The 25,848-nt window shown below is 46.7% G+C and carries 25 protein-coding genes and 1 riboswitch; of the genes, 16 read left to right on the top strand and 9 right to left on the bottom strand.

What is annotated here, in order from left to right; translation table 11 throughout:
* Window positions 1–3: 3 nt before the first annotated feature.
* The 5 genes from AC3ITG_RS26765 (at window position 4) to AC3ITG_RS26745 (ending at window position 5,050) form a co-directional block, all read left to right on the top strand.
* Complete coding sequence (locus AC3ITG_RS26765) at window positions 4–963, top strand: metal ABC transporter permease (RefSeq protein WP_489251860.1); 960 nt, start codon at window positions 4–6, stop codon at window positions 961–963.
* Complete coding sequence (locus AC3ITG_RS26760; protein WP_489251859.1) at window positions 963–1,835, top strand: metal ABC transporter permease; 873 nt, start codon at window positions 963–965, stop codon at window positions 1,833–1,835. Before AC3ITG_RS26765 ends, AC3ITG_RS26760 begins: the two co-directional genes overlap by 1 nt.
* A gap of 281 nt (window positions 1,836–2,116) precedes the next feature.
* The gene (locus AC3ITG_RS26755) at window positions 2,117–2,866 is read left to right on the top strand and encodes a Cof-type HAD-IIB family hydrolase (RefSeq protein ID WP_285078475.1); all 750 of its coding nucleotides are present in this window, start codon (window positions 2,117–2,119) and stop codon (window positions 2,864–2,866) included.
* Window positions 2,867–2,869: 3 nt separating this feature from the next.
* Window positions 2,870–3,361: a DUF456 domain-containing protein gene (locus AC3ITG_RS26750; protein ID WP_488732125.1), complete on the top strand. Its 492-nt coding sequence runs from the start codon at window positions 2,870–2,872 to the stop codon at window positions 3,359–3,361.
* A gap of 60 nt (window positions 3,362–3,421) precedes the next feature.
* Window positions 3,422–5,050 (top strand): putative polysaccharide biosynthesis protein, encoded by a 1,629-nt coding sequence (locus AC3ITG_RS26745; RefSeq protein ID WP_489251858.1) that lies wholly within the window; start codon window positions 3,422–3,424, stop codon window positions 5,048–5,050.
* A gap of 149 nt (window positions 5,051–5,199) precedes the next feature.
* On the opposite strand, the gene AC3ITG_RS26740 is transcribed toward AC3ITG_RS26745, so the two are convergent.
* Entirely contained in the window at window positions 5,200–6,480 is a 1,281-nt protein-coding gene (locus AC3ITG_RS26740) for a DUF2515 family protein (protein ID WP_489251857.1), read from the bottom strand.
* Between the two features lie 143 nt (window positions 6,481–6,623).
* Here AC3ITG_RS26740 and AC3ITG_RS26735 point away from each other — a divergent pair, with 143 nt between their 5' ends.
* From AC3ITG_RS26735 to AC3ITG_RS26710, 6 genes are all read left to right on the top strand, one after another.
* On the top strand, window positions 6,624–6,968 hold the full coding sequence (locus AC3ITG_RS26735; protein ID WP_413373495.1) for a thioredoxin family protein: 345 nt from the start codon (window positions 6,624–6,626) through the stop codon (window positions 6,966–6,968).
* Between the two features lie 296 nt (window positions 6,969–7,264).
* A complete protein-coding gene (locus AC3ITG_RS26730; RefSeq protein WP_489251856.1) occupies window positions 7,265–8,203 on the top strand; it encodes a COX15/CtaA family protein in 939 nt (312 codons plus the stop codon).
* 214 nt (window positions 8,204–8,417) lie between these two features.
* A complete protein-coding gene (locus AC3ITG_RS26725) occupies window positions 8,418–9,146 on the top strand; it encodes a Cthe_2314 family HEPN domain-containing protein (protein WP_489251855.1) in 729 nt (242 codons plus the stop codon).
* Window positions 9,147–9,276: 130 nt separating this feature from the next.
* A riboswitch (SAM riboswitch) is annotated at window positions 9,277–9,418 on the top strand.
* Between the two features lie 128 nt (window positions 9,419–9,546).
* Complete coding sequence (locus AC3ITG_RS26720) at window positions 9,547–10,581, top strand: methionine ABC transporter ATP-binding protein (protein WP_489251854.1); 1,035 nt, start codon at window positions 9,547–9,549, stop codon at window positions 10,579–10,581.
* Window positions 10,582–11,241, top strand: a complete 660-nt coding sequence (locus AC3ITG_RS26715; RefSeq protein WP_072735491.1) for a methionine ABC transporter permease — start codon at window positions 10,582–10,584, stop codon at window positions 11,239–11,241.
* A 79-nt stretch (window positions 11,242–11,320) separates the two neighbouring features.
* Entirely contained in the window at window positions 11,321–12,157 is an 837-nt protein-coding gene (locus AC3ITG_RS26710; RefSeq protein ID WP_053783256.1) for a MetQ/NlpA family ABC transporter substrate-binding protein, read from the top strand.
* A 168-nt stretch (window positions 12,158–12,325) separates the two neighbouring features.
* Here AC3ITG_RS26710 and AC3ITG_RS26705 read toward each other — a convergent pair whose 3' ends face one another.
* Window positions 12,326–13,324, bottom strand: a complete 999-nt coding sequence (locus AC3ITG_RS26705; RefSeq protein WP_489251853.1) for a DUF2167 domain-containing protein — start codon at window positions 13,322–13,324, stop codon at window positions 12,326–12,328.
* Between the two features lie 324 nt (window positions 13,325–13,648).
* Here AC3ITG_RS26705 and AC3ITG_RS26700 point away from each other — a divergent pair, with 324 nt between their 5' ends.
* Entirely contained in the window at window positions 13,649–14,428 is a 780-nt protein-coding gene (locus AC3ITG_RS26700; RefSeq protein ID WP_489251852.1) for an SDR family oxidoreductase, read from the top strand.
* Window positions 14,429–14,496: 68 nt separating this feature from the next.
* Here AC3ITG_RS26700 and AC3ITG_RS26695 read toward each other — a convergent pair whose 3' ends face one another.
* Complete coding sequence (locus AC3ITG_RS26695; protein ID WP_024632664.1) at window positions 14,497–14,742, bottom strand: NifU family protein; 246 nt, start codon at window positions 14,740–14,742, stop codon at window positions 14,497–14,499.
* An 80-nt stretch (window positions 14,743–14,822) separates the two neighbouring features.
* Between AC3ITG_RS26695 and AC3ITG_RS26690 the strand changes: the two genes are divergently transcribed.
* A complete protein-coding gene (locus AC3ITG_RS26690; protein ID WP_413373483.1) occupies window positions 14,823–15,077 on the top strand; it encodes a YuzB family protein in 255 nt (84 codons plus the stop codon).
* Here AC3ITG_RS26690 and AC3ITG_RS26685 read toward each other — a convergent pair.
* Window positions 15,074–16,135 (bottom strand): NAD(P)/FAD-dependent oxidoreductase, encoded by a 1,062-nt coding sequence (locus AC3ITG_RS26685; protein WP_063566178.1) that lies wholly within the window; start codon window positions 16,133–16,135, stop codon window positions 15,074–15,076. The genes AC3ITG_RS26690 and AC3ITG_RS26685 overlap by 4 nt on opposite strands.
* 216 nt (window positions 16,136–16,351) lie before the next feature.
* On the bottom strand, window positions 16,352–17,458 hold the full coding sequence (mqnE, locus tag AC3ITG_RS26680) for an aminofutalosine synthase MqnE (protein WP_413373481.1): 1,107 nt from the start codon (window positions 17,456–17,458) through the stop codon (window positions 16,352–16,354).
* 441 nt (window positions 17,459–17,899) lie between these two features.
* On the opposite strand from mqnE, the gene AC3ITG_RS26675 reads away from it, so the two are divergent.
* A complete protein-coding gene (locus AC3ITG_RS26675) occupies window positions 17,900–18,256 on the top strand; it encodes a HesB/IscA family protein (protein WP_163761050.1) in 357 nt (118 codons plus the stop codon).
* A gap of 216 nt (window positions 18,257–18,472) precedes the next feature.
* Window positions 18,473–19,114, top strand: coding sequence for an NAD(P)-dependent oxidoreductase (locus AC3ITG_RS26670; protein ID WP_489254536.1), 642 nt, complete (start codon window positions 18,473–18,475; stop codon window positions 19,112–19,114).
* A 101-nt stretch (window positions 19,115–19,215) separates the two neighbouring features.
* Here the strand turns inward: AC3ITG_RS26670 and AC3ITG_RS26665 are convergent, their stop codons facing one another.
* From AC3ITG_RS26665 to AC3ITG_RS26655, 3 genes are all read right to left on the bottom strand, one after another.
* Entirely contained in the window at window positions 19,216–19,725 is a 510-nt protein-coding gene (locus AC3ITG_RS26665; protein ID WP_489251851.1) for a hypothetical protein, read from the bottom strand.
* A 470-nt stretch (window positions 19,726–20,195) separates the two neighbouring features.
* A complete protein-coding gene (locus AC3ITG_RS26660; RefSeq protein ID WP_413379817.1) occupies window positions 20,196–21,176 on the bottom strand; it encodes a glycoside hydrolase family 53 protein in 981 nt (326 codons plus the stop codon).
* 415 nt (window positions 21,177–21,591) lie between these two features.
* Complete coding sequence (locus tag AC3ITG_RS26655; RefSeq protein ID WP_413373477.1) at window positions 21,592–21,819, bottom strand: hypothetical protein; 228 nt, start codon at window positions 21,817–21,819, stop codon at window positions 21,592–21,594.
* A 437-nt stretch (window positions 21,820–22,256) separates the two neighbouring features.
* Here AC3ITG_RS26655 and ppk1 point away from each other — a divergent pair, with 437 nt between their 5' ends.
* On the top strand, window positions 22,257–24,338 hold the full coding sequence (ppk1, locus tag AC3ITG_RS26650) for a polyphosphate kinase 1 (RefSeq protein WP_413373476.1): 2,082 nt from the start codon (window positions 22,257–22,259) through the stop codon (window positions 24,336–24,338).
* Here the strand turns inward: ppk1 and AC3ITG_RS26645 are convergent.
* On the bottom strand, window positions 24,298–25,824 hold the full coding sequence (locus AC3ITG_RS26645) for a Ppx/GppA phosphatase family protein (RefSeq protein ID WP_413373474.1): 1,527 nt from the start codon (window positions 25,822–25,824) through the stop codon (window positions 24,298–24,300). The two genes, ppk1 and AC3ITG_RS26645, sit on opposite strands and share 41 nt — an antisense overlap.
* Between the last annotated feature and the right edge of the window lie 24 nt (window positions 25,825–25,848).

The raw sequence follows: 25,848 nt of genomic DNA, 5'->3' as shown, positions 1-25,848 counted from the left end.
TGCATGTGGAACTGGATAGTAGCCATTTTGTCCGATCCCAATACACGCTGGATATTGCTTGGCTGCTTGTTACTCGGATTCAGTAGTGGAATTATTGGCTCTTTTACATTTTTGCGTCGTCAAAGTCTCATGGGGGATACGTTGGCTCATGCAGCTCTGCCAGGAATTTGCATCGCGTTTATGTTGACTGAAACCAAATCAGTAGGATTATTTCTGTTCGGTGCGCTCGTGGCTGGGATCGTTGCGACCTTCGGCATATCGTGGATTACACGGTATTCTCGGATCAAGCAGGATGCGGCAATGGGGATTGTGCTGACTGTATTTTTCGGTATTGGCGTAGTGATGCTTACTCGGATTCAGCACGGTGCGAGTGGCAGTCAGAGTGGACTTGATAAATATTTGTTTGGTCAGGCCGCATCCATGGTGATGACGGATGTGTATGTTATGGGCGGTGTCTGTCTTTTATTATTGATTGCTTGTCTGGCATGGTTCAAAGAATTCAAGCTGGTGAGTTTTGACCCGGGATTCGCACGGGGTATGGGACTGCCGGTTGGTATGTTGGAACAACTGATTCTGCTTTTGACTGTTATTGCGGTTGTTGCGGGAATTCAGGCGGTTGGCGTGGTGCTTGTCGCCGCTTTGCTGGTTACCCCGGCAGCAGCAGCTCGCTGTTGGACGGACTCGCTCTCGCTTATGGTACTGTTGGCCGGCGTATTTGGAGCACTGAGCGGTGCGACAGGTACAATCTTCAGCACCCTGGTGCCTAATCTGCCGACAGGGCCAGTAACGGTACTGGCAGCAACAGTGCTATTTGCGGGTTCCGCATTGCTTGCTCCACGACGCGGACTGTTAGCACGGCGTTTGCGAAGTATGCAGGCGAAATCCGCTTACTTGAGAGAAGAGCATGCCACGCTACAGACACTCTCTGCACAGCGAGCACAGCAGGAACGGGGTGAGTTGTAATGGCAACTTTCTGGATTATATTGACGGCCATCCTGGTATCCTCCGCCTGCGCTATTCTTGGCTGTTTTCTAATATTAAGGCGGATGGCTCTGGTTGGAGATGCGATCAGTCATGCGGTTCTCCCGGGTATTGCGATTGCTTTCCTGTGGAGTGGCTCACGTGATTCGTTATGGATGCTGCTCGGTGCAACGGTATTTGGATTACTGACGGTGTTCTTCATTCAAAGCTTGCAGGCAGGAGGGCTATCATCGGATGCTTCCATCGGAATAGTGTTTACGGCACTCTTCGCAGTGGGTGTGATTTTGATCAGTCTGAATGCCGGGCATATTGATCTGGATCTCGACTGTGTCTTGTTCGGTGAGATCGCTTATGTCCAGTGGGATACCCTAACCCTTGGAGGGACGGATGTAGGCCCAAGGGCAGTCTGGATGCTGGGCATCACCTTGCTGGTCATCCTCCTTGTAATCGGCTTGTTCTACAAGCAGTTCAAGTTGTGTGCTTTTGATCCGGCGCTGGCTGCGGCCTGCGGCATTCCGGTGGTGCTGTTCCACTATCTGCTTATGGGGCTCGTTTCTATGACATCGGTGGCTTCATTTGAGAGCGTAGGATCCATTTTGGTGGTAGGCATGTTGATTGTACCTGCAGCGACGGCTTACTTACTCACGGATCGATTGGGCAAAATGATTCTGTACAGCGTGCTCTTAGGAGCGGCTTCCTCGGTTGGAGGCTACATCATGGCTTACGCGTTGGATGCTTCCATTGCAGGTTGTATGGTGGCGGTAGCAGGAATTCTGTTTGTCCTGGCCCTGTTGCTGTCTCCAAAGCATGGTATTGTCTTCCGGTATGCTCGTCGCAAATTCGCTTCACGTTAATGGATAAAAATTAGCAGCCGCCTGCATTGCAGGCGGTTTTTTCATGGATACGGGTAAGTTTTATCTCATACCAGACTCTTACACGAGGTGGAACAGACATCTGTTGCTGTTGCAAAGGTTCACCCGCATCGCGGGTTACTTTGTTGCAGGCCGACGATCTGTGGTAAAATGTCGTTAGCTGTGACGTCCGGAGCATCCGCCTACATGGATGCCGGGCGATCTTTTTGTGAGAGTATGTTGGATAGGGAGAACTAGAGAGACAACTGAGGAGGAAATACGGCATGAGTGAACTAAAATACAAATTGCTTGCATTGGATATGGATGGAACACTGCTTAACGATAATCATGAAATCACACAGGAAACCGCCAAGTGGATTCAAATCGCCATTCGTCGGGGAGTGCATGTGTGCCTTTCGACGGGAAGAGCTGTTTTTCATGCGATGCCTTATGCGGTACAGCTTGGGCTGGAGACCCCGATGATTACGGTCAATGGCAGTGAAGTCTGGAAAGCTCCGCATGATCTGCATATGCGCCATCTGATGGACCCGGCATTGATCCGCAAAATGCAGGAGATTGGCGAAAAATATAATAGCTGGTACTGGGCATACTCCGTGGAAGAGCTGTTCAACCGTGATCGCTGGACGGACAATATTGAAGGTCTGGAATGGCTGAAATTCGGATTCAATACCGAAGTGGATGAAGTCCGTCACCAGATTATGATGGAGCTGCAACAAATGGGCGGCTTGCAAATGACGAACTCCTCACCTGTTAATATTGAGATTAACCCCGGTGGTGTATCCAAAGCGAGCGGTGTAGCTGAAGTCTGTAAGCTGCTGGGCATAGAGATGTCCGAAGTGGTTGCTGTTGGAGACAGCTTGAATGATCTGGCCGTTATTGAAGCCGTGGGTCTTGGTGTTGCCATGGGCAACGCGCAGGAACAAGTGAAGGAAGCGGCTGACCTGATCGTAGCGAGCAACAACGAAGATGGCATTGTCGAAGTCATCCGTGAACATATTTTGAAGGGGGAATAACCTTTGCTCGCAACCGTTGGCTGGATTTTAATTGTACTGCTGTTTGCGGTGGGGATGGCCGGAACGGTATATCCCATACTGCCTGGTGCTGTAGCGATTTTCTTCGCGTTTCTGGTCTATGGCTGGTTCTTCAGCTTTGTTCCGTTCGGTGTATGGTTCTGGATTATCCAGATTTTGATCGTAGTGGTGCTGTTTGTTGCTGATTATGTCGTCAGTGCCTGGGGTGTGAAGAAATTCGGCGGCTCTAAATTATCGACGACTCTCAGTACGATTGGTGTCATCATTGGCCCATTTGTCATTCCGGCATTCGGACTGGTACTGGGACCATTTATCGGTGCTTTTATCGGGGAACTGATTGGAGGTTCTTCACCAGCCAAAGCTTCCAAAGTCGGATTTGGTTCCGTGGTGGGGCTGTTTACTAGCACCGTAATGAAAATTATTTTGCAAATCGTCATGATTGTTCTGTTTATTATCTGGGTGGTAAGATTCGCATAGACGTTCGGGAGCGGCTTCATCTGGATGCACGTCGGTGTGGGGGAAAGAAGGGGAATTGGCTTGTCTAAGAAGGAAACATTCATTAGAGGTACGCTCATCTTGGCGGCAGCTGCGCTGATTGCGAGGGTACTCGGATTGGTTCAACGGGTGCCGCTGGAGCATATCCTCGGCGATATCGGTAACGCATCGTTTACCATCTCCAACACGGTATATTTAATGCTGTTAACCGTTGCTACAGCAGGCATACCGAGTACACTTAGTAAAATGGTGTCGGAACGTTATGCGCTGGGACGCGCCGGTGAAGCACAACAAATCTACCGTGCAGCCCTGATCTTTGCGGCTGTAGCCGGGGTAGTCATGTCTGCTTTATTGTGGTTCGCAGCACCTTATTATGCTACGTACGTATCCAAAGTACCGGAATCGGTGAGCGCCATTCGGGCCTTGGCTCCAGCGCTACTGCTCTTCCCAGCCATCGCAATGATGCGTGGATATTTCCAGGGTCGCGGCAATATGACGGCAGGCGGCATTTCACAGATTGTAGAGCAGTTTGCACGTGTAGGTACAGCGATCATCGTGGCGTTTGTTATGCTGCAATGGAATTATGATGATCAAACCATTGCGGCAGGGGCTTCATTTGGGGGCGTATTCGGAAGCATTGGCGCTTTTGCTGTCATGTTGTACTTCACCTTGAAGCTTCGCAAAAATGACCGTGCGGCGCAATTGAATTACGAGCGTCCGGAGCAATTGCCCATGCGGGGCATCTACAGCGATATATTCAAACTTTCGATTCCAATCGTATTATCTTCACTCGCTGTTCCAGCGATTAACTTTATCGATTCATCGCTGGTAGTGCCGCTGCTTAGCGGACGAATCGGACTGGAAGAAGCGACAGGAGTACTTGCGATCCTCGGTGCCAAGGCCCAAAGTATTGCAGGCATTCCTCCGATTCTGGCTATCGCATTGAGTCAATCGCTTGTGCCAGTCATTTCGGCGGCTTTTGCACGCAAGGATGAAGTTCATCTGAAAAATCAGGTGACGCTTGCTTTGCGCATTTCGATTCTGACAGGAATGCCAATCGTTATCGCTCTATGTGCGGCAGCGTATTCCGTTAACGGCTTGTTATTCACCAGCCCAGACGGGACACCAATCATTACATTGCTGACATTTGGTACCATTTTCCAAATTACGATGATGACCACGAACTCCATTTTGCTTGGGGTAGGTAAACCACGGATTACAATGATTAGTGTGGCAGCGGGTATCGTAGTCAAACTCATAGCGAGTTTAATCCTGGCTCCAATCTTTGGCATTTACGGGATCATTATTGCTACCGCATTGTGTTTCCTGGTTATTACGTACCTCAATCTGCGGGTACTTCGGAAAATTGTTGATTTCTCGATCATGGGTGATCGCTGGAAAGGGTTCATCATTACCGTACTGCTTGCAGCGGGTGTTGGTTTTGCGGCGAACTGGGCCGGAAACTCCATCTTTGATCTATTCCTGCCAACACGTGTATCATTCCTCGTTACCTGTCTGTTTGTGGGTGCCCTTGTGGTTGTTGTGTACCTGGTACTCATGGTGGTTCTACGTGTACTTCGTAAAGACGAACTGGGCAGTTACCCTCGTATTTTGCAAAAGATACTCCGTCCGCTCATGCGTCTACAACGTGGAGCCGGGCAACGTGGATAATCGATTCAACAAACAATACACACTTCGTTATATTGTTTGAAATAAGTACAAGCTCTGTCTGCTTCTATAGCGGACAGGGCTTTTTTGTAATACCGAAAAAAGGTAGGCCATTTGCTTTCTAGACGATTTCCCTGGTAAGGCCTCTGTCCTTAATGAGTTAAGGTTTTGGCATCATGGGCCAATGCGGTCTTCAGCATGCCATACCGATGTTCATGGCTCATCTCAAACAGCCAAGGGCGGCGTGGGATCGTGAGATGACCGAGGCAATCTCGATTTTTAAGCCAATCCTGCCTTGTAATCGGTTCATACGGCGTATCACCCCATACAGCCAGCAATTCAGGACTATATAACCGTTGTCCTTCCGCTAGCCATTCGTGATCCAGCAGCTCCTGACTATAGCGCTCAGCTTCTCCGGCTTCATCTTTATGTGCGGTGAACAGACCTGGCCAATATTCAGCACGTGAGCCACGGTGGGGAACTGAGCGCGCAAACTCCAATACTTGTGTGTACACTTGTTCCACTCCAAACAGCATCGCATATAAACCTTTGCCAAACATAATCCGCTCATCCAGCTTGCCAAAATGTTCAATAACCCGGCCTGCAAGACCTTTTTCCCGTCCGAGTGGAAACACGATATGATTCAGCCCAGCCAGATTATGCAGATGGAATGCGGGTTTGGAAAGCACTTGTTTTTGAAAATAAGGATGCTGCACGACCCGGCTCTCGATATAGTTCTGCTCATTAATAATTAATGCCACACTAAGCAGCGAGCTGCATCGCTCCAGCCAAAATCGTTCCCAGAACGGCGTCATGAACGCCGATACATGAAAATGGGACAACAAATGAAAACAGCTCCGGCCGATCCGGAGGCTGTTCATATACAGTAAAAGTTGGGGATATGCGTCTTGGAAAATGAGGGCATTGCATCGCTCTAGTAGTCGATACATGTGCTCTCGGTCTGTTTGATTTTGCAGATTATGCATAAGGTCACTCTGGAGATCGGTCATGTGATATCCGCCGTTGCGGGATACCATATGGGCCAGCAAGGCCCAATGCAGCTCTGGATATTGTTCGTAACATTCCAGGTATGCTGCTGTGCGAGTGATGTTACTCCGGTTGTTCTCCTGCGTTAATGTTTTGATCTCTTCCAGAATAATGCAGTCCTCTTCACAGACCAGTGCGCTGAGCGTATTTCTTGCAAAAGAACTCTCGTTTCCAGGCAATAGGCGCTCCACCTCTGCTTGTAAGGTTGCAGCCATGTCAGAGTCCCAAGCCATATCACGCAAGGGATGACGAAGCTGTGTAGAGGCCTGCCAAGCCGCCTGTTTACCCCTCCATACTTCCCGGGCCGCACCTGGGATGGATCGAACCATCTGCAATATCGACCCGTGATGGGCAGACTCGGAGGAATCCGTTTTAACGGAAGTCATGACATGACATCCTTTCCTGATATTCTGATTACGGTTTTAGTTTAAGAAGCTGTTGATCTCAGTATGCGCCGAATATTTGACTTCCACTCCGCAATTTGCTTCACTTAGAGGATAAGACAAGGTATAGAAAGGAAGATGTTGTAATGGAAAAGATTACATCTAAACCGGAATTTGATGTGGCAATCCAATCTCCGCGTTTGACTGTAGCTGTATTTAAGGCAGATTGGTGTGGTGATTGCAAGTACATCGATCCGTTTATGCCTGAAGTTGAAGAGAAGTTTGCTCGTGAGCTGAAGTTGATTGAGGTCGACGTAGATCAGGTGGGTACAGTGAGCGAAGAGCAAAATATTCTCGGCATCCCCAGCTTTGTAGCTTACACAGATGGCCGGGAACTTGTTCGTTATGTGAACAAACTGCGCAAGTCGAGAGAAGAGATTGAACAATTCCTGCAGCGTGCAGTTGAGGTGTATACCACGATTCATAAATAAATCATGACAGGTTCACCATGTTAAAGGTTATAATTAAAGGAACGCCATTTCTCTTGAAATAGGGAAGTGGCGTTTGTATTTTTAACATTTTTCGGGGAAGCTAATGATGTACATAGTCCTGCATAAATGGAGGGTCAACTTTTCGACAGACGTTAACATTTTGTCACAAAGCGCGACGTCAATGACACATTTATCCGGTATAATGAATTTAGTTGTGAAATAAGTGTCAAAGTATCGAATCAAGCGGAGGATGTAGTTCTTCGCAATCTTAAACCAACAGCGGGTGAGAAAAAAAATTGAAGCACTTAACCTTGTTTAAATGGTTAACCGTATTAACCTGTCTTGTCATGTTTCTGGCCACATTTGGCGGAGGCGTTGTAACCCGAACGGAATCGGGCCTCGGCTGCGGCGCGGAATGGCCTTTATGTAACGGAAAACTTGTGCCTGCACACACTGTTGCCTCACTTATTGAATTTTCCCATCGCGCCGTCAGCGCACTGGCAGGACTGTTGTCCATAGCCTCTTTTGTAGCATTTTTGCGGTTTGGCAAATCACGCCGTGATCTGCAATTGTTTTCATTGTTAACTCTGATATTTGTTATTGTCCAGGGAATCATGGGGGCTTTTGCCGTCGTATTCTCCCAATCTTCCGCAGTCATGGCACTGCATTTCGGATTTGCCTTAATCGCTTTTGCCAGCTCATTGATGATGGCGCTTGGTATTCGGCAGGAAACTCGCCATGGTGGATTGGAAAGACTGAATCGATATCCGCGAGTCAGCAAAGGCTTCCGAAATCTGGTGTGGTTTTCCACGATCTATACGTACCTCGTGGTATATACTGGAGCATTTGTGAGCCATACGGATTCTGCTGGAGGCTGTTCAGGCTTTCCTCTCTGTAACGGGCAGATTATTCCTGAGCTCTCGGGAGGCGTAGCTGTTGCTTTTGCTCACCGGGTGGCGGCTGTTTCATTAGTAATCGTCATTGCAATCCTCGGTCATTTTGCGTATCGCAAACATCCGGATAACACGGAATTAAGAAAACTCGGCATCATTTCTGTTGTGCTGGTTTTGTTGCAAGTGGTCATTGGTTTTGGACTGATGCTCACGATGAACCGCCCGGAAGTGTATATGTTCGTGGCGCTGGCGCATATGCTTGATATTGCCATTTTGTTCGGTGTATTAACCTATATGAGTTTCCTGGTGTACAAGTTGCATCGCCCCGTTAACCGTTTCTAATATATCCGAATTATTGTAGTTCAGGGGATGAATCCAGTGAAGTTCACCATCCGATGATGTACATCATTGGACAGGTGAACTTTGTTTGATGTCAGGCGTGTCAGGGCACCCTATTGTAAGCAGCGGTCATACGTTTACTCTGATTCCAGTTTTGTTTAATATGATGTATTATTATTAATTTGATGATCTGCAGAGTGGAAAGAGGAGGCTATATATGCTGCGAACGTTGCTGGGTGAAAAGCCGCGTAAAAACGAAGGCATACTAAAGGACGCGATAGAGGCGATGGCAGATACGCTTGAGCTATTTCAGCGACAGATGCATGTGGACCATGATCCTACCCATGATTTTCGAAAACTGTATGTGTGGACCCAGGGACTGATCTCCTCGCTGGATGAATTGGAGCAAAGCTGTTTTGCAGCTTCCCATTTCCGTCAGAAAGTCAAAGCGGGCTCTACGGATGATATGACGATACCAGAAAAAGCGGAGTACGCCCGTTACGTCTATTTCTATAAGGATTGCTTCATCCGATGTTTTGCCATTCTGGATAAGTTAGGTACGGTGTTGAATGAAATATTTGAGCTGAACACAACCAATGTTAAAACTCATTATTCTTATTTTACCGTATTAAGACAGTTCGGATATGATAAGCTGCATTATGTTCTTGCCAACGAACTAATCCAGATCAAGGACTCCTACCGGGAGCCAATGAGCAAATTGCGCAAACGACGAAACATGGAGATTCATTACATGAACTCCGAAATGCAGGATGATCTGTGGCAGCTGCACCAGACTTTGCAAGGGAAAGTGAAACTGGAGGATTTGGACCAGCATCTCTTGGAACTCCGCCAGGGTGTGGAAATGGTATGTGAGACGTTAAAAGCAGCGTATGGCTACATCAACAAGAAGTGGCATAAGCAGGGAATGAATCAACCGGCGAACTGAATGGATAGTAATATTTACCTTTGACAAATCGGAATACTTGGATTATACTGAGTTCCTGATCGACAGTTAGATGGAATTAACATTTATGACATTAACATTATAACTACTACTGAACTTATAAATTAAATATTTCTTATCGAGAGCGGCGGAGGGACAGGCCCGATGAAGCCCGGCAACCGATTTATAACTGCATGACAGCTGTGTCATACTTTATAGATGTTAGGTGCTAATTCCTACAAAATGGTGCAAGGCACGATTTTGGCAGATGAGAAGGTATAATCTTTCACGTGAAGAGCCCTTTTTGTTTCTGCAAAAGGGGCTCTTTTTTTTGTACGATGAAGGGGAGTTTTCCTTTCATTCGGGTAAAGATACATGTAGGCAGTGGGAAGGAGCAGTAATTTTGATTGAATTAAAAGGTTTAACCAAGACGTACGGTAAAGGTTCAAAAAGTACGACGGCCTTATCCGATCTAAATTTGAATATCCGCAAGGGTGAAATATTTGGAGTTATCGGCCATTCCGGTGCAGGCAAGAGTACATTGATCCGTTGTATCAATTTGCTCGAACGCCCCACGGCAGGCGAGGTTTGGGTTGATGGAATCAACCTAACCGATCTCAACAAGTCCGATTTGCAACAACAACGGCGAAAGATCGGCATGATTTTTCAACACTTTAATCTGTTATCCTCAGCTACGGTATACGACAATGTGGCTTTTCCTTTGAAGCTCGTTAATACGCCCAAGGCAGCAATTGATCGGAAAGTGAAGGAAATGCTCGCATTGGTTGGACTGGAGGACCACAGCAATAAATATCCGACCCAACTGTCAGGCGGACAGAAGCAAAGAGTAGGCATTGCGAGAGCACTCGCGAGTGATCCGAACGTGCTGCTGTGTGATGAGGCGACATCGGCACTTGATCCCCAGACAACCGATTCGATTCTGAAGTTATTGCTGGATATCAATGAAAAGTACAATCTCACGATTGTTCTAATCACCCATGAGATGCACGTGATCCAGAATATATGTGATCAGGTGGCGGTTATCCATCAGGGAGGAATCGTGGAGCAAGGGCCAGTAACGGAAGTATTCCTCAAGCCGCAGCATGCAATTACCCGTGACTTTATGATGCGGGACCATGAGGTGGGAATTGCATTGGAAGAGACCGCTCTGGCGAGTGCGGATGTTTCATTGCAGACGAACGGAGCTTCAAAGCTTGTGAAAATATCCTTCCTGGGCAATAAAACCTATGAGGCGATTTTGTCCAGAACGGTTCGTAAAACAGGAGTGGATTTCGCCATTTTGCAAGGCACCATTTCAACAATCAAACAAGTTCCCTATGGACAGCTGACCGTTCGGTTTGAGGGGCAGTCAGATGAAATTAATCTCACCATTAAAGAGTTAGTGGATCAGGGACTTGATGTGGAGGTGCTTCGTTAAATGGATTTTTCAACGGTACGTTGGGAAGAAATCGGTAAGGCTTCAATTGAAACACTGCAAATCCTAGGAGCATCGGGCCTATTCACGATAATCATTGGTTTGCCGCTAGGCGTATTGCTATTTATGACGGCAAGGTCGACTTCGATTCAGTCTCAAGTGGTGTACACGATACTATCGTTTATTGTAAACATTCTGCGATCGGTGCCATTTATCATTCTGATTGTTGCACTCATTCCGTTTACGCGTTCACTGGTTGGCACAGCTACAGGGGTGCTGGGTGTTATACCTCCGCTCGTCATTGCCGCAGCTCCATACTTTGCCCGGTTGGTGGAAACTACACTGCGTGAAGTTGATCGTGGCGTCATTGAAGCGGCACAGGCGATGGGAGCTTCAACCGGACAGATTGTGCGACGTGTACTTCTGCCAGAGGCATTGCCGGGTCTGATAGCTGGTATCACCATTACAATCGTTACCCTTGTTTCCTACACGGCAATGGCGGGGATGGTTGGTGGTGGAGGTCTGGGAACATTGGCAATCAACTACGGATACTTCCGTTATCAGAATGAAATTATGATTATATCCGTTGTATTTATGATCATTCTGGTGCAAGTGCTTCAGATGGCTGGCGATCGTTTGGTTAAATGGTTCACCAGGAAATAACACATATATAGCATTTGCCTGATTCGGTATCGACTTGGTGCAAAATGCAAAAAAAATTATTGGAGAAGGGGTTTTACACATGAAAAAATGGTCTTTTGCTCTACTTAGTATTATGCTGATTGCGGTTCTAGCGGCTTGCGGAAACAATAAGGATTCCGACAGCGGCGCTGACAATGCTGGAGGCGCACCGCGCACCGTAGAATTGAAAGTGGGAGCATCACCTACACCACATGCGGAAATTTTGGAAAGCATCAAGCCTGAACTCGAAGCTGAAGGCATTCGCTTGCAAATCGTGACTTTCAATGATTATGTTCAACCTAACCAACAGCTTGAAGATAAACAACTGGATGCGAACTTTTTCCAACACCAGCCTTACCTGGATACAGAGAACAAAGAACGTGGTTTCCACCTCGTTGCTGTAACACCTGTGCATGTTGAGCCATTTGCTGGCTATTCCAAAAAAATCAAATCATTGGATGAGTTGAAAGACGGCGCAAAAGTAGCTATTCCTAATGACCCATCCAACGGTGGTCGTGGACTGTTGTTGCTTGCAAAAGAAGGACTTATCACGCTGAAAGACAACACAAATATCACTTCTACGATTCAGGATATTACAGCCAATCCGAAAAACCTGAATATCATCGAGCTGGATGCAGCCATGATGCCTCGTCAACTGGATGAAGCAGACCTGGTATTCATCAACGCCAACTACGCGCTGGAAGCCAATCTGAACCCAGAGAAGGATGCGCTGTTGATCGAGGACCTGCAAGGTAACCCTTATGCAAACATCCTCGTATCCCGTGAAGATAACAAAGATGCTGATGCTATCCAAAAACTGGCTGCAGCTCTGCATTCTGAAGAGGTTAAAACGTTCATCAAAGAACGTTATCAAGGGGCTGTAGAACCTGCGTTTTAAGCTAAACGATTAAGCTGGAAATTAATTGTATACTCGGCTCCACTTCTTATGGAACTACTAAAGAAAGCCCTGCATTCTCTTTATAGAGAATTCAGGGCTTTTTGTTTTGTGCATCATGTTAGAGAGCGCTTTGATGTAAAATACATTAGGTACTTTACTTTGTAAGTTTTAAGGTTTATTCGGATCAGTATCTGAATGACCATCTGTCTGTTGGCTATCAGAGCCTGAGGACTCCTGTCCAGCAGCATGCTGTTGGTAAGCTTCCTCTGCAGGAGATAGCGAATTCTGATCTCCTGGGTCAGCATCTTTTTTGCGGCCGGTCAGCTTGCGACGAATCCATCCGAAAGCACCAACAATAGCGGCCACGATGACAAACCATCCTTTTTTAAGTAAAAGCAATAATCCAACTTTCTTAGCTACAGCTACACCAGCACCACCGAGAATCAGACTGGTCAGGCCAAGTTCAGATTTTTTGTCTACGGATGCATCAAACTCTTCATAGGTATTTCCTTTGATCACGTTGAGCTGGTTAAGCACGGAGCTTTCAAACTGTTTGCGATTTTCTTCAAAGTTGGCACTATCCGTAACGAGGATAACACCGATGTATCCTTCGCGGGTGAGTACGTTCACATTGTAATTGACGAGTTTTTCCCGCTCTGAATCCTCAAGACCAAGAGAATAGATCAATTGATGTTTGCTGCTGTCATAGGCAGGCTCAATTTCCCATCCGGTGATAAACAGTTGATTTTCGGGTGTTGTTTTCTCATTTTGATCTTCTGTACCTCTTTTGTAGCTATCGAGCAGTTCATCGGCGTCCAGATCGTCTTTCTCACTGTCGTCGACATGACCGGTATCGTTATATTCGAAAATAACATACCAGTTGGAGTTTTCGCCGGCACCATAGATACTTCCAATTTCCGTTCCATTGGGGAAGGAATCGGTGTCTTCCAAAAACCTTTGGGTGTTAGCTGCATCGAGATAGGAGAGGTTTTCGGCTACGGTTAATGTTGCTTTGTTATCAAGTACTACGTTTGAAGGCCCGTCAATCCATTGATAATCTTCGGTGGAGCTATTGCTTTCACTTTCTGCAGATGCTGTGGTCGAGAATGGAGCTTGAAATGAGGCCATAAGCAAAATTGCGAGTAGAGAGGCTAACCATCTTTTCATTTACGTTATATTCCTTTCGAGGGTGTCATGCAATGTTGTCATTTACATGAACATATGTATTGTGTCGTTATGTTCATAAGAAAATAAGGACTTATCGACAGTACCATAGGCATCCGGACCAGACAAGGGAATTCTGGAGATAAAGGGTTAATTTTCCTACAAAAGACCTAATTCATTTTATTTCAGTTGTTTGAAAGATAAGTATTTAGTCCTTAATTTACACTTTTTTGCAAATGGTACAGATTGGTGGGAAACGCGAGTTGTGGGGGAATGATAAATCTTTTATACTGGATGAGTGACTGCTCTTTGAAGAGGGGGATGAACGTGAAGGGAAAGATTGCCCTCATAACGGGAAGTGCCAAAGGTCTTGGTAAAATGACGGCCCTCAGTCTGGCGGATCAGGGTTGCCATATTGCTCTGAATTACGTACATAGCCGTACGGAAGCTGAGGCGTTAAAGGATCAGATCGTAGCCAAGGGTGTGCGGTGTATTGCCGTTCAGGCCGATATTTCCAAGACAGAAGAGATCACTATGCTGGTTGCAACGGTTGAAGAGAAACTGGGCAGCATTGATATCCTGGTGAACAACGCGGGTCCTTTTGTCCGTGAACGTCGACTGTTTGCCGAGTATTCGGAAGATGAGGTCCAGATGCTTGTGCAAGGAAACCTGCTTGGACCGATGCTGCTGGATCAGCGTGTATTGCCTGAGATGCGGCGCAAGCAGTGGGGCAGAATTATACATTTTGGCTTCAGTCATGCTGGAGAAGCGAGGTCATGGCCTCATCGGGCGGTTTATGCTGCTGCGAAGGTAGGTCTGGTTTCATTTACAAAGACACTTGCTGTGGAGGAAGCTCCCTACGGTATTACGGTTAATATGGTTTGTCCAGGTGATATTCGCGGTGCCAACAAAGAGAAAACGATTGATGAGATGGCAGGTATAACCGACGAGGAAACGCCGAGAGGACGTCCTGGCAGCGGTGAAGATATTGCGCGAGTGATCACCTATCTGTGTCTGGATCATTCCGATTTTATAACAGGCAACATTATGGATGTATCTGGAGGACTTGATCCGATTCGCCCTAACATACAGCGTGAGGATGCATAGCACAAAAAAAGAGCCCTCCGCTTCATGCGAAGCGAAAGGCTCTTGAGGTTTATTTCGTGAAGGATTGATTAGAATACTTGTACGACTTCTTCGACACCCTCAACTTCTTCAAGAAGGGCGCGTTCAATCCCGGCTTTTAAGGTAATGGTGGAGCTTGGGCAGCTGCCGCAGGCACCGACCAGTTTCAGCTTAATGATGCCGTCCTCCACGTCGACTAGTTCCACGTCACCGCCATCGCGTTGCAGGAACGGACGAAGTTTGTCAAGCACTTCAGATACCTCATCGTACATGGTGCTTTGTGCGTTTTCGCTCATTTTTTTCAACTCCTTTCCTCACTATATTATATTACAATTGGCCACAAATTAAAATGGTCAAACAAAGCAGGTGAACCTATATGAGACCGATTATTGAATTTTGTGCCAATAATATGCATTTTGGCACAGATGAAGTCATGGATCAACTGGAAGAAAATCCAGACTATGATGTGATAGAATACGGCTGCCTCAGCAACTGCGGCCAATGTTACATGACTCCATTTGCACTGGTGAATGGCGAGTTAGTCATCACCGACAAAGTGGAGGATTTATATAACGCCATCTTGGCCAAAATTGCCGAAGCCGATGCCTGGGATCAGTTGGATCTCGATTAACCGAGATGACGCTTGGACATCCAGAGCACGCCGCTTTTTAGAATACGTGGCACACGTCCCATCATGGACGTTTTGCCCATCAGCCCAAATCCAGCCTTCTTGCCGAGTGCACCGAGTGTGCCACGAAGCTTGAGTGGCTGCGGATTGGGCTTTTCGCCTTTCCAGAGGGCATGCTGAATATGGGCGATTTGTTCACCCTGTACTTCGGCAGCCTGACCGCTTGGTGCATAAGGCACGCTGGCGCAGTCACCTACTACATAGACATCGGTATATTCCGGAATTTGATAATATTCGTTCAGTACGACACGACCTTGTGGATCCTTGGTCACATCGAGATCCTGTACGACTTTTACGGGCTGAATTCCGGCAGTCCAGACTACCGCATCCGTTAGAATTTCTTCATCCCGGTTGAAAATGGCATTCGGTTCAAGTCGGGAAATGGCAATATGCCCACGTGTCTCGACCTGATGTTCGCCGAACCATTCATGAACATAAGCGGACAAGCGCTGCGGAAAAGCGGATAATACACGTTCACCACGGTCCAGGATGCTGATGTTCAGATCCGGTCTGCTCTCACGAAGCTCGGCAGCGATCTCGACGCCGCTCAATCCACCGCCGACGATATGCACGTTACCATAAGCTTTGACTTCGTTAAGACGAAGGTAGGTTTCCCGTGTTTTGCTAAAGCTTTGAATCGTACAGCTATATTCCTCGGCTCCGGGCGTGTTGTGGAATCGGTCTGTACATCCAAGTCCAATCACGAGCTTGTCATATTCCAAAGGGTCTTGTCCTTCAAATTCAATCTGACGCTGTTCCAAGTCGATCGAAGTTACTTCTCCGTAACGATAAGTGACTTTGTCACTGACTGGAAATTGGATACGCAGGTCATAATCGGATACGGTCCCTGCTGCGAGTGCGTAATATTCAGTTTTCAATCCTTGGAAGGGACTGCGGTCCACCAACACGATTTGTGTATCTGACGGGATCTTGCCTTCCAGAAGTTCCTTGATAATCGTGAGGCCACCGTAGCCGCCTCCGAGAATGACGAAATTTTTCATGACTCGGCTTCCTTTCTGCATCAGTCCCGTGTGAACGGGGCTGTAACCTGTGGAGCAGCTATGCAATAACATAGCTGCTCCTTTTGTTTTTATTTGAAATAATTGAAAATAGGAATTTGAAATTACAGATATGTTCCAGTGATTTTGCATCACTCCATGCCAAACACTTCCGGGTAGGATGAAAGTGGGTTATGGGAATGATGCTCATGTTACATGCTATTCGTACACTTGAATTTCATTGTAGAACGTATCGCGTTCAACCGGAATACGGCCTGCGCCTTTAATTAACCATATAAGCTCTTTGCGGGTGAGGCCTTCAGGCGTTAGTGCGCCTGCTGCATGACTAATCCGTTCGCGAACGATCGTGCCGTGTGCATCCGAAGCACCGAATCCAAGAGCGACTTGAGTCAGCTGTGGACCGATGTTGATGAAGTAGGCTTTGATATGATCGATGTTATCCAGCATCAGACGACTGATCGCAATCGTTTTGAGATCCTCGTATGCGGAGTTACGACGCATGATGCTGGCGTTTTTGCTTTTCGGCTGCATGGAAAGCGGGATAAAGACCATGAATCCGTTGGTTTCATCTTGCAGTTCACGAATCTGTACCATATGGTTCACGCGATCCTCATAGGACTCAATGGATCCATAAAGCATCGTTGTATGGGTACGCATGCCCAGATTATGAGCAGTACGGTGCACTTCCAAATAACGGTCAACGTTCGCTTTGTTTACGCGCATTTTTTTGCGATATTCATCGGACAGGATCTCAGCGCCGCCGCCAGTCAGTGATTTCAGACCTGCTTTTTGCAGTTCTTGTAGTACTTCCTTGATGCTCAGTCCGCTGATGCGGGTGAAGAAATCAATCTCGGCAGCCGTGTAGGCTTTCAACGTAACGTCCGGATATTTCTCGTTTAAAGCACGCAAGGAATCGACATAATATTGAAAAGGAACATGGTTATTATGTCCGCCTACAATATGGAACTCGCGTACACCTGGGTGAATATGCTGTTCTACGTAATCAATCATTTCCTGACCGGACAACGTGTAAGAGCCATCTTCGCCCTGATCTTTGCGGAAGTTACAGAAAGCACAGTGGGCTTCGCATACGTTGGTAAAATAAAGGCTCATGTTTTCAATAAAATAAACTTTCTTGCCATTCTTACGTAGGTTGGCCTCATTGGCCAGTTGGCCCAAAGTCAGCAGATCATCCGTTTCATACAGATAAACGCCGTCTTCTACGGTCAGCCTTACGCCGTTCTGCACTTTCTCAACGATTTCAGCCATTCTTTTGTCTGTGAACGGTGTTACCAATGTAGACATTTTGTATCCTCCTATTCTTAACCGGAATCGAGTTGTGTGTAGGACTTACTTACAGAACTACATAGAAAAGATGCGGTCATCTGCCGCTTCTTATATGGACTAACTCTTATTTACCCGGTGCAGCCTGTGCTGCGTACGTAAAGCTAAGTTTTCATCAAAATGAGTCTTATGACTCTATATGCATTGGGGACTGCGTGCAGTCTCGAAATGTGAAAAAAATTACAACTCCATATATGACCATCACCTGAATAAGTCATGACAAAATATCGACATTTCAAAGCGATCACCTACTCATTATAAACCTCGTGTCCCGGGGGTTCAATACACTGGGAAGAAAAAGGAGTTAAGGGGGAACGCGGAAACAGGCAAAGATGACTTGAGCCCCTTGACGGGGTGGAGTATAATTTAAAGAAGAGTTAACGAAAAGGAGAGTGACCTGGCATGATTAACATCAGCGAAACGGCTGCTGACAGATTGAAAGAAATGCTTGCACAGCAAGAGACACCTGGTATGTTCTTGCGTCTTGGCGTAGCACCGGGCGGTTGTACCGGCTTTTCGTACGCCATGGGCTTTGACGATAAAGAGTCCGATGAGGACCTCTATATGGATATTCAGAATATGAAGGTTGTTGTAGAGAAGGAAAACCTGAAATATTTGAATGGACTCGAAATTGATTTTGAAGAATCCGGCATGTCCGGTGGTTTCACCATTCACAACCCGAACGCAGTGGCAACATGCGGCTGTGGATCATCCTTCCGTACGAGGGAAGAAGCAGGCGTACCGGATAAAGATTGTTAATCATTGCGAATCGCGACCTCTATAGCGGATTAGTCTCGTACTAATCACGTTATGGAGGTCTTTTTGTTGCGTAATGGGTTGGTAGTTACATTTGTTGTTCATATTAAGGGGGCACCTGAACGCTTTTTTATAGGGAGCTGAAGTTGACAAATTATGTTGTAACTAATATAGTTACATTACATAGTTTAACAGAACCTAACCAAAGGAGAGATCATGATGAAGATTGGAATTATTGGCGCGACAGGCAAAGCAGGGAATTTTATTTTGAAAGAAGCGTTGGATAGAGGGCATGAGGTGACAGCGATCGTTCGTAATGCATCCAAGGTGGAAGATAGAAGCCTGAATGTACTTGAAAAAGATGTATTCGACCTCACGGCAGAGGATGCCAAAACATTCGACGTGATCGTCAATGCATTCGGTGCGCCAGCCGGGAAAGAGAATCTGCATGTGGAGGCAGGACAAGCCTTGATTAACACTCTGAAAGAGGCGCCGAATACTCGTCTGATCGTTGTTGGTGGTGCAGGCAGTCTGTTCACGGACGAAACTCAAACTTTGCGTGTTGTAGACTCCCCTGGATTCCCTGATGCATACAAAGCAACAGCAACCAACCAGGGTAAAAACTTGCAGGATCTGCAAGCTTCTTCAGGTATCCAATGGACATTCCTGAGCCCGGCGGGATTCTTTGATCCAGAGGGTGTACGCACAGGCAAGTACCAATCGGGTAAAGATCAGATTTTGGTGAACAGTGAAGGCAACAGCTATATCAGCTATGCTGACTATGCCATCGCTTTGGTCGATGAGATCGAGAACCCGCAGCATAAGAACGAACGCTTTACGGTTGTAGGCGAAGCGAAGTAATTGATTTGATTTGAACTGAAAGAGATGTAAAATGGACGCTAATCTTATAAGATTAGCGTCCATTTTTTTATTATGAAGTTGAAGTTCTATAATCCTCGATGCTAGTGAGGTGTAACGTCATCTATATTAGGATTTTCTATCAATTCTACGGACTCTGCTGACTCTATACTTTCAACACCATCCACAACCTCAACGAGTCCCACAGCCAATGTAGTAACTGCTGCAGCGGCAATTAGATTCTTGGCCCCGAGCTTTACTCTCTCCATGTCCTCGTTTTTCATGCCGACAACAACATCTTTGCCACCGTTATACACATACTTAGCTGATACTACTACGCCTTTAGTTGTATTGGAAACAGCTCCTCCAATATCGGCAAGTCCCACATCTAACGTTGTATTATCTTTTCTGATCACACCACTGGCCATATCATATGTACCGCTGGCAAGTTGTCCTACCGTTTTCCCTGTGTTAATCGTAGCTTTCTCAACGCCATTACCAATTTCTTTGATGAATGGACTCCCTGTAAGTTCTCCAGCCACTCTGACAGTGCCGCCGAGTACTTTTCCGGTAACTTCTCCAGCAAATTGACCCAGTTCTTTTAAAAATCCCATACATATTCCCCACCTTTGAAATAAGGTTGCACATGTGCTGTCTGAATCTTTATCTTATTATATAAGTATATGAGCGAAAAGACTATTTACGTTTAGATTCATCAAAGCGTTCCTAATTAACATGAAACAAATCCACGAATCGATCTAACGGAACTAAAAAAGCTAACCGATCTAGCCTTGCTTAAACTCACTACAACCCCCAAAAAAGGCGCTGCTCCCCAACGGAAGTAGCGCCTTTTTCTTTTTACTACCCAAAATCACTACTTAACACATTTTAGAAGTGTCTCATAAGCAGCCAACGTAGTGGAGGGGACGGAATCGATTCTGAAGAAGCGGTAGCGTTCGCCTTTATCCCCGGATTTTGTCCTATGAAATAGGACATTCAAAAAAATCTGGGGATAACAGCGATCAGAAGAACGATCCGTACCCGTAACGGCCACCTACTGCTCACCAGTCACTTATCACCGTGTTTAGTCGATAAACCCTTCCAACATTACGGTCGGCAAGCCATTAGACTGCCAGGCACCTTTGCTATAACCGCCGTTGTAGCCCGGTGTTGCTTCAGGCTCCCAGTAGAATACGCCTTTACCTTTGCTGCTCGGCAGATTGCGGAATTGCGTTTTCATCGCTGCGACAAAACTTTTACCAGCTGCCGGTTGGGCATTATCCATCCCGATTTCCGATACGATAATCTCCTTACCATACCGGTTGATCAGATCCTTGGCGTTGTTCACAGCATTGGTGACAGCCGTGTTCCAGCCGGAAGCGGAAGGATAGAGGGACATGGCAATCATATCAAAGTTAGCACCGTTATCGATCAGACCACCGATATTCCATACATAGAGGGCATTGTCATCTCCGCCCGCCAAGTGAACGATTGTTTTGGTGCTGGTGCTGATGGACTTCACGGCATTATGGCCTGTGTTCACCAGCCACGCATAATTTTTCATGTTGGTGGATGCTTTTCCATCTTCCCATAACATACCGTTGCTTGTTTCGTTACCGATTTGTACCCAGTCCGGAGTTACACCTTTGCTCTGCATGGCCGTCATGACTTCACGCGTGTGATTCCATACAGCATCCATCAGCTGCTGGAACGTGTAGTTTTTCCAGGCCGCAGGTTTCGTTTGCTGACCCGGGTCAGCCCAGGAATCGCTGTAGTGTAGGGTCAGCATGACACTCATGCCTGCATTTTTGGCACGCAGGGCCAGAGCGGCTGCACGATCTTTGTTCATGTAACCGTTACCATAATCATTCGAAGGATTAACAAAGACACGAATACGAACGGAGTTGATCTGGTAATCATTTTTCAAAATATCAATAATATCACGCTGCACTCCGTTTTTGTCTTTCCATTTGTAACCTTGCGCTTCCATCCCGGGAACCCAACTGATGTCGGCTCCTTTGGCGAAGCTCGGTGCTGCACTGGCATGCTGGCCTGCAGGCAGCATAATGGAGGTGAATAACAAAACAAAGACCAGAGCGATGGATGTTTTGAAACCCCTTACATTTTTGAACATTACAATATGCCTCCTCGAATATGGGTTGAGTTGCAACCTAATTATATCGAGCATCGTTTACTCAGCTACAGGGTCCATTTCCAATATTTTGGTTGTTTTTTCAACCTCTCCCGAAAAAAGGCAAAACAAAAAGCCGTCCGAAGACGGCTTTTCTACCCGTGGCGCTTTTTGAAACCTTGATCCGTATCCCGCGCCTCCACTAGAATCAGTTAATTTGAGCTAGTGGATCGGGTAAGGGACACGTTCAACATGTGATTAGATATGTTGACGCACCTCCTTTCCTTGTGGCAAGAGTATACAACACTCTTTTCCGGAAAGCTAGTCTTTTTTTCATATTTACGCAAAATTATTTTTCGGTTTGGAACATCGTGATATCCCGGTCATAATGACTCTTCGTACCGTTATCGTTGCGAATGCGCACGCTATCTTCGCCGATCCGCTCTACGATGCCACGCCCTACCTCGCAGTACACCCCAGCCGGATCTTCCTGCCATGCGGTTACCGTGCATTGGGATAGGGCAGCTGTGAAAAATTCTATATTTTTTTGTAACGTTCTAGGTTTATTAGATTTCATTATATACTCCTTTAACAAAAACAATTTTGGAATGTGAACAGGAAACGAACCATTTTACACTGTACATCACTTTACTCTGTCTACTTCTCTTTGTAAAGGGATGGAAAAAGTTATCGCCATAAGGTATCATTTACATAAATTTTACATAGCATTTACACTGCGCTGACGCTTGTAGCCAATCACGAATAGTACAATTATATTAGCATCTATAAAAAAATTGAACTAAACATTTACACGAACGGAGAGGACAGAAAAAAGCTGTAGAAGCGGAGCGTTCGCCTTTATCCCCGGATTTTCACCTTTGAAAAAGGAAATCAAAAAATCTGGGGATAACAGCGATCGGAAGGTTGTTCTGTCATCGGAGTGGCAAGTGTAAATACTCTTTAGTTCAATTTATCTAACCAAGAATAGATATGCAACAAATTCGGAGGCCATACATGCATAGAGATGTCAAAACAGGTAATTACGTTAACCGTGATTTAAGTTGGGTAGAATTCAATCGCCGTGTGCTCCAGGAGGCGCAAGATCCAACAACACCTCTGCTGGAACGCATGAGGTTTCTTGGTATTGTCGCCAGTAATCTGGACGAGTTCGTAAGTGTAAGGGTAGCGGAGACGAAAGAGAAGATCAAGGCTGGATTTACGCAAAAGGATTTTACGGGCTACACCCCTGCTGGTTTGTACCGTAGATTGATTAAACGAACGGGGACCATGGTCGCCGAGCAATATAAAACCTATCGGGAGCTCATTCGTCTTCTCGCCAAGAAAGGCGTCCATTTTCAGGAATATACAGATCTGAATATGACCCAACAGCGTGCAATGGACCAGTATTTTCATGAGATCATTTTTCCGGTATTAACACCAATGGCTATCGATTCGAGCCGGCCATTCCCACTGGTGCACAATAAGTCTGTATATCTATCCGTGATGCTGCAGAAGGAAGAAGAGCAGGAGGGCGAGCCATTTTTGGCTATTGTTCAGGTGCCTTCCAATCTGCCACGGGTCGTTCAGGTGCCTTTAAGGGCTAATAGTAAAAAGAAAACGTTCATTCTGATTGAGGATCTCATCAAACATCATATTCATACCTTATTTAGCGGATATGTACCGCTGGCTGTACAGGAATTCAGAGTGACCCGCAATGCGGATCTTTCTATTAATGAAGAAGAAGCTGAGGATTTGCTTGAAGCTATTGAGAAGGAACTACGGCGCAGACGCCGGGGAGCACCGGTACGACTGGAGATTTGCAAAGATTTCCGCCCGGATGCGTTGCTAGAGTTGCAGGAAGAGTTCGATATTCAAGACCCTGTGTACGAGATCGATGGACCGCTGGACTTGAGCTTTCTGGCCGGGTTTGTGGATAGTCTGGAAGGGTTCACTCATCTGAAATACAGTCCGGTGCAGCCAGTGTATCCCCTGGAGTTCCTACCGCGGGAAAGTCACTTCGAATTGCTGCGTAAACGGGATGTGCTCGTTCACCATCCGTACGAATCGTTCGAACCGGTAACAGATTTTATTGTGGAAGCTTCGGAAGATCCACGCGTGATGGCGATCAAAATGACATTGTATCGGGTGAACGGAGATTCCCGACTCATTCCTGCACTGGCGCATGCAGCCGAGAGCGGCAAACAGGTGACGGTTGTTGTTGAATTGAAAGCCAGATTTGATGAAGAACGGAATATTGCATGGGCCCGCACGCTGGAGAAGGCAGGTTGTCATGTCGTATATGGATTGGTCGGATTAAAGACTCATGCCAAGATTATTCTCGTCGTACGCAGGGAGCAGAGTGGTCTGAGAAGGTATGTGCATGTCGGAACAGGTAACTATAATGAAAGTACAGCCAAAGTATACACCGATGTAGGACTGTTTACCTCCAATCCCATCATTGGTGAGGATGCATCGGAATTGTTTAATGAGATTACCGGATATTCAGGACCCAAAGCGTTGCAGGCATTCCGCGTCGCCCCTGACGGCATGAAGGATGAACTGTTCGCGCTCATTCGTCGGGAAAGGGAGCATGCATTCAAGGGAAGACCGTCCAGGATTATTGCAAAAATCAATTCCTTATCCCATCAGGATATCATTGATGAATTGTATCTGGCATCTCAAGCTGGAGTACAGATCGATCTGATCGTGCGCGGTGTATGCTGCTTGCGTCCCGGGGTAGAGGGACTTAGTGAGAATATTCGTGTGATCAGCATCGTGGACCGGTTTCTGGAACACTCCAGACTGTTTTATTTTGAAAATACCGGGAACCCGGATGTGTATCTGTCCAGCGCAGACTGGATGACCCGTAATTTGAAGCGGAGAATAGAACTGATGTGTCCCGTGTTTGATCCAGAGCTGAAAAAGATGCTGGTCGACATATTGAATCTGTCGCTTATGGATAATGTGAAGGCAAGAGAGCTTATGCCTGGCGGCAATTATGTATTTGTACAAAATGAAAAACCCCCGCTGAGAAGTCAGACGGAGGCGATGGGCATTATTCCCTGGAAGCCTGCTGAATGGAGTGCGTTAACGTAACTCCCCAAGCTTCCTGCAGATCCTTGACGGCCTCTTCAAGGCCGCTCAGTTCCAGTAACGGCTCGGCTGTACAGATGAATTGCATCTGCAGCGAGTCGTTTTCTTTTGTTGCCATTATGGCGGTAATACTTTCAGAGCGATTAATCGCTTCAGTCACGCGCAGCAGAGAGCCCAAGCGATGGGCATGCCGTTCGTCCGAATCCTTGAGAATGTCCTTGTGCTTATGCAGCAGCTGGGGCGTTCTTTTTTTGGGATGATAATCGGCTGCAATAGCACTCAGGATGGTCTCCCGATGAGATAGTCCATAGATGCTTGCATTCATGATCCAATAGGCCGAGTGCTGAGGATACCGGAAATAGTTAATCTGTTTTCCAGCCATGTGCAGCATGGAGACCGTGTACAGAATCCGGGCATCCGCTGGATCGGGAGCACTACCTTGTAGGGCAGTATACAGGGTAAGCGCATCATGGTGGATCCGATTCAGACGTTTCTCCGGAATGGGTGGACCAAAATGGATGAAGTTGCGAATGCTGTCCTTCAGCGCATCTGGCACGACCGGCTTACCTTCAGCCAGGAGATCCCTTAGCAAACCATCTCGTAATCCCGCTCCGCTCACGACATAACGATCCCCCTGGATGATTCGGAAGACCGTCCGCAATATGAGTACACCTGGAACAATAATGTCCGCCCGATCCTTGGCAAGTCCGGGGACTTTCTTGCGTTGTGCCGAGGTTAGATGTGGCAAAGAACGAGCGATATTTTCCATTTCTTCTGCACCGATTTCGTAATGATGTGTAACCGGTAATGAATACTGTGTTCTCTTCTGCTCCACTTTGGCCAGTGTACGCATGGTGCCACCAAGCCCTATAAGAGGTAGTCCGGGATGTTGTCTGACCCAATCCTGGTCACTTAATGCCTGTATAACTTCATTACAAAGTGCAGTCGCATTAGCTTCAGTCCACTGATCTTCCCCACCATAACGGGCATGTGAGTTAACCGCACCAATAGGCAGAGAGATGCTGTGCAGTCTTTTTCGATCACGGAATACAGTGATCTCGGTACTGCCGCCGCCAATATCCACAACATAACCATCTGGAAGTTCAATCGATTGAGTGACACCAAGGAAACCGTAATAGGCTTCCTGATCACCGGACACACATTCGATGGTGAGTCCCGTCTCGGCTTCCAACCAACCTATAATTTCTGGAGCATTGCCTGCATTCCGAACGGCAGCCGTGGCTGCAGCGCGGATAAGTTTGGTTTGATAAGCTTCGCAAGTAGCCCTGAATTGTCGCAAAATAGTGATGGCCTTGTCCAGTGAATGTCGCAGTATGGTTCCGTCTTGTTCAACCACATTGCTTAGACGAGCAGCATATTTGTCTTCATGAATGATGCGATAGGCCCCATCCTGATCGAGTTCATAAATAACCAGACGAATGGAATTGGAGCCGATATCGATGATTCCGAGTATTTCGTTATGTGTCATAAGCATCTCCTTCTACAGAGGTTA

Source organism: Paenibacillus sp. GL_099_B (assembly GCF_057835695.1).
Note: the sequence above shows the minus strand (reverse complement) of the source record. Positions and strands in the feature narration are given on the sequence as shown.